Below are 229 nucleotides of genomic sequence, written 5' to 3'. Positions count from 1 at the left end.
CGGTCGTCTGCGCTCGGGCGCCGGGCGCCGCACGAGTCGCGGCCTCGCGGCGAAGCTGGCGCAGCGGCTGGCGCAGCTGGGTAGAGATGTCGCGGATCATGGTCAGGCCAAGATCGTCGATATCGCGGAAATGCCGATAGAAGGTGTTCGGATTCAGGCCCGCCTCGCGGCCAGCTCGCGCGCCGATGGCCCCCAGGCTGCGGCTGCTGCTGCCCAGGCGCAAGGCCGC

Annotated in this window: 1 pseudogene; it reads right to left on the bottom strand. The window is 71.6% G+C overall.

Annotated elements, in window-relative coordinates:
• Nucleotides 1–229, bottom strand: a pseudogene (locus HMPREF0072_RS11780) (hypothetical protein); the annotation flags it as partial.

The sequence above is a fragment of the Anaerococcus lactolyticus ATCC 51172 genome, assembly GCF_000156575.1.
Taxonomy (GTDB): domain Bacteria; phylum Bacillota; class Clostridia; order Tissierellales; family Peptoniphilaceae; genus Anaerococcus; species Anaerococcus lactolyticus.
The sequence above is the reverse complement of the archived record's forward strand: the minus strand, read 5'-3'. Positions and strand labels throughout refer to the sequence as shown.